The following is a 10,450-nucleotide window of genomic DNA, read 5'->3' as shown; positions in this document are numbered from 1 at the left end:
TTGCCGGATGCAGCGACGCCTTGACCCGTGAGTTGGCGAACCAACAATCCGCGTATGTCGTGGCATACGTGCGTTGCCGGATGCAGCGATGTCTGGACCCGTGAGTTGGCGAACCAACAATCCGCGTATGTTGCGGCATACGTGCGTTGCCAGACGCAGTGATGTCCGGGTCCGTGATGTAGTCAATCAGCAAACCGCGTATGTCGTGGCATACGTAACACGTCGAATCGGGGAGATTGACGGGCTGAACGATGCCAATCGTCCGACCTGCGTATGCGGCGACATGCGGGATGTGCCGGATGCCGCGGTACCCGAGGGCAACAATCGGCGATGTCGCGAGTTGCGTATGTCCGGGCACACAACGCGCGACAACTGGCAAAACCCTCCCGCAGCGTATTGGTGAGCGCCACGACCAAGCACTGCAGTCCGCCCCACAGAATTGCTCCGCCCGCCCACAACGCCGCCTGCCCGCCTACGCGAGCGCCTTGCGGATACGCTGGATGCTCACTGGTTTCGCCGTGCCCAGCTCCTGCGCCCAGAGGGACACGTAGAACTCCTCGAGCATCCACCGGGCTTGGGTCGCCTTGCCCAGCAGCTGCTCGTGACGCGGTCCGGCCGGCTCGGCCTTTGCGCGTTCCATCGCCTTGTCCACGAGTCCGCGCGCTTCATCGGCCTGCCACGCCCAGCGCACGTCCCGGTTCTTATCAGTTTTCGCCTTGGCCAACCGCATCAGATCAGCGTGCAGATACCGTTCGATATTCGGCAGCGCATCCGGGGGAGCGGCTCCGATGAACCCGGGGAACACGAGCGTCGCGATATGCTCCCGTACCGATTGCAGCACCGACAGCATCGGCAGATCTGCCTTGCCGGACACCGCCTTGTCCACTTCGGCGTACCGCTTGAGAATCGCAATCACATCATGCGCGACCGCATACACGGTATCCTCGAACACTTCCGACACCCCGCTGACCGCTTGGGCGAGCGACTCATCGTCCGGCAGCTTGTCCACACGCGGCAGCAGTCGCTTGACAGCGGCGAGCTGCAAATCCTCGACCAGATCGGCGGTGGAACGGTATGGCGCGCTCGCCAGCATGAGCGCTTCGGCGCCCAGCCATCGTGAAGAAATACGTTCCGACGGCAGACGTAGGGAATCCAGTGCGCCTGCCCACAGAATGTCGGCGCGCGGTTTGGTGGTTGCCCCCGCTTTGTGCAGCAGATTCGCCTGTTGGACGATTTTCCCTTGTGCTTCGGCGGCTTTCGCCTGTCGCTGCACGACTTTGCGCGCGGATGCGGCGGCGAGCTGCGCGAATTGCCGTTGCAGCCCGACCAGGGATTTGCCGGTACCGAGTACTTTGACGGCCTGCAGTCCGCCATGCCTATGCCCATTGCCGTGCCGATGCTGGGATTTGGCTTGCGGCAGTGGCTGTTCGATGCTGAAGGTCATCCTCAGGTAGGGGGCGAGTTTGCTGATTTGCTCGTTGGTATAGACCTCCGGGTGAATCTGCGCGCCGACTGTCGAAATCGCGGCCGCGGTGAACGCGTGGATGATATCCGGCCACGTGCCGGCACTGGCCGCCTGCGAGCCGACTGGCGAACCTTCCCGCGCGCTTTCTTGCGTATCGTCATCAGGCAGGTTCGGATGCCCCATCTCCCCGGATCCGGGCAAATCCGGGTATCGTTCGTCAATCGCCTCGCGGATTGCCCGCGCGGTGTCGGGGGCGGGCACGAATTGGACGCGCAGTGCCTTCGGCAGGGATTTGATCATGCCGAGCAGCAGTTCGTCAAGCAGACCGGGCACGTTCCATGTGAACTGCTCAGGCGTCAACCGTGACAGTTCCTTGATGGGGATGTGCACGGTCACACCGTCGTCCGGGGCCCCCGGCTCGTACTTGTAGCTCAGCCGCAGGTCGATCGGCGTGCCATCAGTGCCGAGCGTATGCCAGTATTCCGGGTAGTCGTCCATGCTGACACTGCCGGATTGCTGAAGCCGCTCGACGTTCGCCGGGTCGAAATCCAGCAGATGCGGCTGCTTGTCGTGCTCGCCCTTCCACCATTTCGCCAGATCAGCGACACTCGTGATATCCGCGGGGACGACGGCATTGTAGAAGTCGAACAGATCCTCCTCGCTGACCGTGTCGGCGACCTGCCGGGTGCGGTCGGCATCCTGTGCGGCATCCTCAAGAATGTCCCGGTTGTGCTCGATGAAGCCGTCATATGGGAAGCGCTGTTGGATATCGCCTTCGACCAAGCCTTGCCGCAGAAGGAAATCACGCGCTTCGGGCGGGTTGATGCGCCCCCATTGCACCGGACGGTCCTGAACGATAGGCAGCCCGTACAGCAGGACTTTCGATTGCGCTACCGCCGATCCGCGCGAGCCTGACCAGTGCGGCTCGGCGTAGGTGACGCGGGTGAGTGAGCCGGCCAGCGGTTCCGCCCATGCCGGGTCGATCGCGGCGGAATACCGCGCCCACAGGCGGGAGGTTTCCACCAGTTCCGTGCTCATCACCCACGGGGGAGTGGTTTTCGCGACGGAGGACGCGGGGAACAGTGCGAAACGTGTGCCGCGAGCGCCCTGATAGTCGTTTTTTGCGGTTTTCTGCGCGCGTTTCATCGCCCGTGCTTTTGCCGCCCCCTTGAGACCGGTGAAATCCGAGGCTTTCGGTTCGCGCACCACCTGCATGCCCATCATGGACAGCAACCCGGCGAGCATCGACTGGTGGATGCCTTGCGCGTCCCATGTGCAGCACATGGAGTGCGCGGCCTGCTGGTTCATCGGCAGATTGCGGATGTCAAGCCCCGGCCGGGAGATCGGCTGCGGTTCGCCCACGCGGAATTTCAGTTCGCGGCACATCTGGGACAGCTGCGCGACCAGGTCTTTCCACTGTCGCATGCGCAGGAAGCTGAAATACTCGGCTTTGCAGATGCGACGCAACGCGTTGTTACCCGGTTCGCCGTCCACTTGGAACACGCGGTCCCAAATATTGAGCGCGGTGAGGAAATCACTGGTCGGGTCAGCATACCGATTGTGGATCCGGTCGGCTTCCTCGCGTTTGTCCTCGGGACGTTCCCGCGGGTCTTGCAAGCTGAGGAACGCGACGACGACCAGCACGGCGGCCAGCGTGTTCGGCGTGGTGCGGGTGGCGGCTTCGATGACCATGCGCCCGAGCCTGATATCGATTGGAATATGGGATAGTTGCCGGCCGATGCGGGTCAGCTTGACTTCGCCGTGTTTATGGCTGACAGCCTTGAGTTCGGTCAGCTCGTTGAATCCGTCGGACACGGAACGCACGTCCGGCGGGTCGATGAACCCGAAATGCGTAATGTCGTCGACCGTGTGCGCCACGCCGACCGACAGCATGTGCAGCACCACCGCGCCCAGCGACGTACGCAGGATTTCAGGCTCTGTGAACCGCGGGCGGGTCTCGTAGTCCTCGCTTGAATACAGACGAATCGCGATGCCGTCGGCCACACGCCCGCATCGGCCGGAACGCTGGTCGGCGCTCGCCTGCGAAATCGGTTCAATCGGCAGGCGCTGCACTTTCGCAGTTTTCGAATACCGTGAGATTCGCGCGGTGCCCGGGTCAACGACGTATCGGATCCCCGGCACAGTCAGCGATGTTTCCGCCACATTCGTAGCGATGACGATGCGTTGGTGGGTGTGCGGTTCGAACACCTTGTGCTGTTCTTTAGCGGACAGCCTGGCGAACAGCGGCATGATTTCGATGGCGTCGGGGCGGCGCATATCCGCGGTCCGCGGGCCGAAATGATGGTGCAGGGCGTTTTCGAAATCGTGGATGTCGCGCTCGCCGGACGCGAAGACGAGGATGTCCCGCGGCCCGTGCTCATGGCTGGAACGGATGACCAGTTCGGCGCAGGCCCGCGCCACGGCGGTCGGCACGTCGGTCTGGTCGTCGTCACCGGTACCGTTGTTGCCGCCGTGCCCGTCGTCCCCGCCGATTGCCGGATTGCGCGGATTGGGAAAGCCGGGCACGTGATTCATGAGCGCCGGCAGCGACCCCAAGGGCTCGTAGACGATCTGCACGGGGTAGGTGCGTCCGGAGACTTCGATGACCGGCACCTTGGTGTGCAACGCGTGCTCGAAATGGTCGCGGAACTTCTCCGAATCGATGGTCGCCGAGGTGATGATGAGCTTCAGGTCGCGTCGTTTGGGCAGCAGCGCGGTCAGATATCCGAGCAGGAAGTCGATATTGAGGCTGCGTTCGTGCGCCTCGTCGATCACGATGGTGTCGTAGCGGCTGAGCTGCGGGTCGCGCTGGATCTGTGCGAGCAAGATGCCGTCGGTGACCACGCGCAGCCTGGTATTGGGGGAGCTTTCGTCGGTGAACCGCACCTGGTAGCCGATTTCATCGCCGAGTTTCGTTCCCATTTCTAGTGCGATGCGTTCGGCGACAGTTCGGGCGGCAAGCCGGCGCGGCTGCGTGTGCACAATCTGGTGGCCATGCGTGCCACGGCCCATTTCCAGCAGCATTTTCGGAATCTGCGTGGTTTTGCCCGATCCGGTCTGGCCGGAGACGATGACGACCTGCGAGCGTTTCACCGCGTCGATGATTTCGTCATGCGCCGCGGAAATCGGCAGTTCCTTTGGATACGTGAACTTCATGCCTGACGCAGCACCTCGATGACGCGATACCCCTTGGAACTGGCGTATTTGCTGACCGAATAGCCGTCGCCGAGCGCTTGGGCGAGCCAGGGGATGAGCGAATCGGAGCCGAGGTTCTTCTGCACCACCAGATACGCGGCACCGCCTGGGTTGAGCCGCGGCAGCCAGGCCATAAGCAGCTCGTGCAACGCATCTTTGCCGATGCGGATCGGCGGGTTGGACCAAATCACGTCGAAGGTCAGGTCGGCGGGCACGGCGTCGGACGTGACGGCGTGCACATGCTCCAAACCGTTGGATTTCGCGTTTTCCGCGGTCAAATCGACTGCGCGTTCGTTGATGTCGATCGCCCAGAGGTCAAGGTCGGGGGATTCGAAGCCCAAGGCGAGCGCGATCGGCCCCCAGCCGCACCCCAGATCAAGCCCGGTGCCTTGTTGCGGCGGCATGGGCGCATGGCGCAACAGCACGGACGTGCCCAGATCGACACGATTGCCTGAGAACACGCCGTTGGATGTCTGGACCGTGGCATCGTAGCCGCGCAAGGTCACTTTGCGTTCGCGCCTGACGTCGGCCGACTGCGGGTTCGCTGCGAAATACTGCTCGTCGCCCTTGGTCTGGTGTTTGCCCTGATGGCCATGGTCGGCGCCGTTGGCGTTATTGCTGCCGTTGTCGTTGCCGTTGACTTCGTGAGTGTTGCGGGTGTCGGTGTTGTCGGCGTGGTTGGCCTTGTTTGCGCCGTTCTTGCGTTTGGCCTCGCGCGTCTTGCGCCCGTCATTGTCCTTCTGTGGTTTCGTTACTGCCATTCCTGTATGTCTTCCTGTACGTTGCCGTCTGCCGCTGTATGCCGGTGTCCTGCCTCGCCGGCGTGCCCGCCTGTCGCTGACGGCGGAACCGGCTTAGTGTTGTCGTCCAACATGTTGATAATAAAGACAATAGTTGATACTAGGAAGATACCGTCGGTCGTGCCGCCGATTCGGCGGTGCGAGAAGAAGGAACCGCCATCACCACGACAGCTTTCGCACGTACGGACGACGCTGAAGACAACCGCGAAACCCAGATAAACCCGGCAAACCGGGAACGTCAGGGGAGTGCGACAGATATCACACCGCTTGAGGCAGGGGACCAAGGTGCGGCGGAGCACGCTTCAGACGGCACCTTGAACCAATCCATGCAATCTAGGCAATCTGGGCAATCCGGGCAACCCGCCCCGGCTCAAGACGAAGACGTGCTATCCGAACATTCCGAGGTCCTGCTTGACGACGCCGCAGCCCACTCCTACGCCCACGAAGACCAGGAGTGGCGCGAACGCGAGGCGCGCAACGAACTCAAACGAGTCGCCGGTCTCGGCGAATTGCAGGATGTCACCGAAGTCGAATACCGCAAGGTGCGTCTCGAACGCGTGGTGCTCGTCGGAGTATGGTCGAGCGCGAAAACCACCCAGGCGCAAGCCGAGGAATCGTTGCGCGAACTCGCCGCGCTCGCCGAGACCGCCGGCGCCCAGGTGTGCGACGGCCTTTTGCAGCACCGTCTGCGCCCGGATGCCGCGACCTATGTGGGTTCCGGCAAGGCCAAGGAGATTGCGGGCGTTGTCGCCCGAGACGAGGCCGATACCATCATCGTCGATGACGACCTGCCGCCGAGCCAACGGCGAGCCTTGGAGGATGCGACAAAAGTCAAGGTCGTCGATCGCACAGCCGTGATTTTGGACATTTTCGCCCAGCATGCGACCAGCCGCGAAGGCAAGGCGCAAGTCGAACTCGCCCAATTGCAGTACATGCTGCCTCGACTGCGCGGCTGGGGCGGGTCGCTGTCCCGTCAGGCGGGCGGTCGCGCGGCCGGCGCCGATGCGGGTATCGGCTCGCGCGGCCCCGGCGAGACGAAAATCGAAATGGACCGTCGCGTCATCCGCAACCGGATCGCCAAATTACGCAAACAGATCGCTCACATGGCCCCCGCGCGCGATGTCAAACGCGGGTCGAGGCGTCGCTTCGGTCTGCCCACGGTCGCCGTGGTCGGGTATACCAACGCCGGCAAATCGTCATTGACCAACCGGCTGACCGGTTCGCGCGAGCTGGTGGAGAACGCGCTGTTCGCCACGCTTGACACCGCGGTGCGACGTGCGAGCGCGAAGGACGGCCGTCAATACGCCTACGTGGACACCGTCGGATTCGTCCGCCGTCTGCCCACGCAGCTGGTCGAGGCGTTCAAATCCACGCTCGAGGAAGTCGCCGACGCCGATGTCATCGTGCACGTGGTCGACGCCTCGCACCCGGACCCATTCGCCCAGATCGACGCGGTCAATGCCATTCTCGCCGATATCAACGGCACCGAAAGCATCCCGCGCATCCTGGTGTTCAACAAAATCGACCGGGCGGATCAGGCGACCCGTGAGCGTCTTGCGGCGCTCGCTCCCGAGGCGCACCTCGTATCCGCGTTCACAGGGGAAGGCATCGACGCGTTGCGTGAGGCTGTCGAGGCGCTCCTGCCGGTGCCTGATGTACATGTCAACGCGCTGCTGCCGTACACCGCCGGGTCCCTGGTCTCGAAAATCCGCGAATACGGTCAGATGGACTCGATTGAGTACCGCGGGGACGGCATGATGATTGAGGCGCAGGTCGACAGCCAGCTTGCCGCCCAGGTGGTCGATGCCGCCGTCGATGAATAACCGCTGAACGGCTGCGATACTTGGTATGACTTCATTGTGAACGCTCTCATATTTTTCCTTCCCCCTGTACGGCGTCAAGGCGTTTTCCCTGCGGAAACGTCACGGAGAGCCACTAGAGTGGAGATGTTACTGAATGAAGCCCGTCACAATCGGGTCATTGCCAAGGAGAAGTAGCAAATGGTGAATTCAGCTGTAAAGCCCACGAAGCTCGCTATCATCGGTGCCGGCGCTGTCGGCTCAACGCTTGCCTTCGCGGCCGCCCAGCGTGGCGTTGCGCGCGAAATCGTTCTCGAGGACATCGCCAAGGAGCGTGTCGAGGCCGAGGTGCTCGACATGCAGCACGGCTCCAGCTTCTATCCGACCGTCTCCATCGACGGTTCCGACGATGTTGAGATCTGCCGTGACGCCGACATGGTCGTCATCACCGCAGGCGCTCGCCAGAAGCCGGGCCAGTCCCGCCTCGATCTTGCAGGTGCGACCATCAACATCATGAAGTCCATCATCCCGAACGTGGTGAAGGTCGCTCCGAACGCGATTTACATGCTCATCACGAACCCGGTGGATGTTGTCACCCACGTGTCCATGAAGCTGTCCGGCCTGCCGGCGAACCAGATGTTCGGCTCTGGCACGAACCTTGATTCCGCTCGTCTGCGCTTCCTGATTGCGCAGCAGACCGGCGTGAACGTGAAGAACGTGCACGCGTACATCGCCGGTGAGCACGGCGATTCCGAAGTCCCGCTGTGGGCTTCCGCCACCATCGGTGGTGTCCCGATGTGCGATTGGCAGCCGCTGCCGGGCCATGAGCCGCTCGACGCCGCCAAGCGCGAGGAAATCCACCAGGAAGTCAAGAACGCCGCCTACAAGATCATCCAGGGCAAGGGCGCGACCAACTACGCGATCGCCATGTCCGGCGTGGATATCATCGAGGCTGTGCTGCGCGACACCAACCGCATCCTGCCGGTGTCCTCCATGCTCACCGACTTCCACGGCATCTCCGATGTGTGCATGTCTGTGCCGACCCTGCTGAACCGTCAGGGCGTGAACTCCCGCATCAACACCCCGCTGTCCGATCATGAGCTCCAGGAGCTCAAGAAGTCTGCGGAGACGCTGCGCGAGACCGCTGCGAAGTTCGGCTTCTGATACGTTCGCGAGCCGTATGGCGCCGTGACCGACTTGATGTCGTGACGCCATACCCCGACACGCGGAACAACGTGGAAACCCCGGCTGCCGTGCCGGGGTTTCGTCGTATCTGCACGGATGAGAATGGTAATGAGAAGCGGTTTCGACAGTGCGCAATGCCAGCGCACAACGCCAGTGCGCAGAGGCAGTGCGCAGGTGGCAAGGCGCACTGTCTATGTGCGAGTATGGCCGCGGAATACCCAAGGAGAGTATGCGATGACGCACGGTGAAGGAACCTCCCGGCAAGCGGGAAGCAGCAAGGAACATCAGCGCAGGCTGACCATGTCTCTGGCGCTGACCTCGACGGTGTTCATCGCCGAAGTAATCAGCGCCGCGTTGACCGGATCGTTGGCGTTACTGGTGGATGCCGGGCATATGCTCACCGATCTTTCGGTGCTGGTCGCCTCGGCGGTGACGGCGATGCTGATGCGGCGTAAGCCAAGCAACACCCGAACGTGGGGGTGGGCACGGCTGGAGGTCATCACTGCGGCGCTTGGTGCGTTGGTGTTGCTGTTCGTCGGGGTCTATGCGCTTGTTGAGGCGGGGATGCGTCTGTTCGGCGGGGCGGATGACGGTGTGCGCAGCGTCGGGTTGTTGCTGTTCATGGGCGTGTTGGGTCTGGCGGCGAATATCGGTTCGATTGTCATTCTTCACGGGAACAGCGATGACAACATGAATATGCGTGCGGCCTTCCTCGAGGTGGTCAATGATGCCTTGGGGTCGGTTGCGGTCATTGTCTCGGCGATTGTGCTGCAATGCACGGGTTGGGGCGGCTTTGATGCGATTGCGGGCGGCATCATCGCGTTGATGATGATTCCGCGCGCGGTGTTGCTGCTGCGCAAGGCGGTGCGTGTGCTGCTGGAAGAGACTCCGGAGGGGTTGGATCTCGATGAGGTTCGAGCGCATATGGAACGCGTGCCACATGTGGTAGCTGTGCATGACCTGCATGCGAGCACGGTATCCACTGGAATGCCGGTGCTGATGGCGCATGTAGTGGTCGATCCGGGGCTGTCGATGGCGCAGGGGGCACAGATTCTGGCTCAGTTACAAAGCTGCCTGCGTGAGCATTTCCCGGTGTCGATTCCGCATACGACCTTCCAGCTTGAGCCGGCCGGGTGCGAGGCGACCCGTGTGGAACACTTGCACGACGCGCCGGAAGGCGAGGGTGGCAGCGATGATGGTGCAGGGGTTGATGACGCGGCCGATTGAGCTGATGATGATGCGTCTACTTGAGGGGATGTGTGAGGATTGAGTCGCACGCCGGGCCGATTGACTATCCCGGGCCGGTGTTTTCGGCGGCTATCTTCCTGTTGTGTGACTACGGTGTCGCATACCGGGCTGGTTGGGTGTTTGAAGGTGCTTGGTCGGCAGGGTATCTCTCTGATGTGCGACTACGGTGTCGCATACCGGTGGGGTTGATACCCAGGATCCGTGTCCGCGTTGGGTATCTGCCTGCCGTGTGACTGCTGTGTTGCATGCCCAGCCGATTAGGTGTTCGGTGGTGCGGAGTTGGTGGGGTATCTGTTTGCCGTGCGACTGCTGTGTTGCATGGCCGCGAGTTAGGCGTCTGGATTCTGCTGGATGGGTGGTTATCTGCCTGTTGTGTGACTGTCATGTCGCATGCCGGGCTGGTTGGGTGTTTGAAGGTGCTTGGTCGGCAGGGTATCTCTCTGTTGTGCGACTACGGTGTCGCACGCGGGTGGGGTTAGTGTCGAGAATCCATGTCCGCGGCGGGGTATCCGCCTGCCGTGTGACTGTTGGGTCGCATGCCCAGCCGATTAGGTGTTCGGTGGTGCGGAGTTGGCGGGGTATCTGCCTGCCGTGCGACTGCTGTGTTGCATGGCCGCGAGTTAGGCGTCTGGATTCTGCTGGATGGGTGGTTATCTGCCTGTTGTGTGACTGTCATGTCGCATGCCGGGCTGGTTGGGTGTTTGAAGGTGCTTGGTCGGCAGGGTATCTCTCTGTTGTGCGACTACGGTGTCGCACGC

4 protein-coding genes and 2 pseudogenes are annotated in these 10,450 nt (G+C 62.1%); 3 read left to right on the top strand and 3 right to left on the bottom strand.

Features of this window, described 5'->3' with window-relative positions:
- Positions 1-472: 472 nt before the first annotated feature.
- From ACI38B_RS02435 to ACI38B_RS02425, 3 genes and pseudogenes are all read right to left on the bottom strand, one after another.
- Positions 473-3,916: pseudogene (locus ACI38B_RS02435) on the bottom strand (DUF3418 domain-containing protein); the annotation flags it as partial.
- A 63-nt stretch (positions 3,917-3,979) separates the two neighbouring features.
- Positions 3,980-4,621, bottom strand: a pseudogene (locus ACI38B_RS02430) (DEAD/DEAH box helicase); the annotation flags it as partial.
- Positions 4,618-5,421: a class I SAM-dependent methyltransferase gene (locus tag ACI38B_RS02425; RefSeq protein WP_439729377.1), complete on the bottom strand. Its 804-nt coding sequence runs from the start codon at positions 5,419-5,421 to the stop codon at positions 4,618-4,620. The pseudogene ACI38B_RS02430 and the gene ACI38B_RS02425, both read right to left, overlap by 4 nt.
- 365 nt (positions 5,422-5,786) lie before the next feature.
- Between ACI38B_RS02425 and hflX the strand changes: the two genes are divergently transcribed.
- From hflX to ACI38B_RS02410, 3 genes are all read left to right on the top strand, one after another.
- The gene (gene hflX / locus ACI38B_RS02420) at positions 5,787-7,283 is read left to right on the top strand and encodes a GTPase HflX (protein WP_439729379.1); all 1,497 of its coding nucleotides are present in this window, start codon (positions 5,787-5,789) and stop codon (positions 7,281-7,283) included.
- 177 nt (positions 7,284-7,460) lie between these two features.
- Positions 7,461-8,423 (top strand): L-lactate dehydrogenase, encoded by a 963-nt coding sequence (locus ACI38B_RS02415; protein WP_029575654.1) that lies wholly within the window; start codon positions 7,461-7,463, stop codon positions 8,421-8,423.
- A 255-nt stretch (positions 8,424-8,678) separates the two neighbouring features.
- On the top strand, positions 8,679-9,671 hold the full coding sequence (locus ACI38B_RS02410) for a cation diffusion facilitator family transporter (protein WP_439729376.1): 993 nt from the start codon (positions 8,679-8,681) through the stop codon (positions 9,669-9,671).
- Positions 9,672-10,450: the final 779 nt, after the last annotated feature.

Origin of the sequence: Bifidobacterium sp., from assembly GCF_051876855.1 — a bacterium.
GTDB lineage: Bacteria > Actinomycetota > Actinomycetes > Actinomycetales > Bifidobacteriaceae > Bifidobacterium.
Note: the sequence above shows the minus strand (reverse complement) of the source record. Positions and strands in the feature narration are given on the sequence as shown.